At 45.6% G+C, this 287-nt stretch carries 1 protein-coding gene; it reads right to left on the reverse strand.

Annotated features, from left to right (window positions below; translation table 11 throughout):
* Window positions 1–64: 64 nt before the first annotated feature.
* On the reverse strand, window positions 65–287 hold a 223-nt coding region (locus tag LZP73_RS20515), incomplete at its 5' end, for a hypothetical protein (RefSeq protein WP_234236814.1).

Here is a 287-nt window from a genome sequence, read left to right on the forward strand (position 1 = left end):
GTACAAACAACAAATTGGCAAAGGTTACTGAATAAATGAGACTTTGGCTAAATGAGATTCCGGCCTACACAATGGATAATGTGTCTGCTAATGACTCCGGTGCACCACTGCTGCCATTGAGCACAGTAACATTCCCATCAGAATCGACATCAACAATAACCGAATCACCCTCTTTGATCTCTCTTGCCAGCATTTTCTCAGCCATGCTGTCCTCCAGAAGCCTCATTATGGCCCTTCTCAAAGGCCTTGCCCCATAACTAGGGTTATATCCTTCCTCTACCACCCTC

Source organism: Shewanella sp. AS16, from assembly GCF_021412365.1.
GTDB classification, from domain to species: Bacteria; Pseudomonadota; Gammaproteobacteria; order Enterobacterales; family Shewanellaceae; genus Shewanella; species Shewanella salipaludis.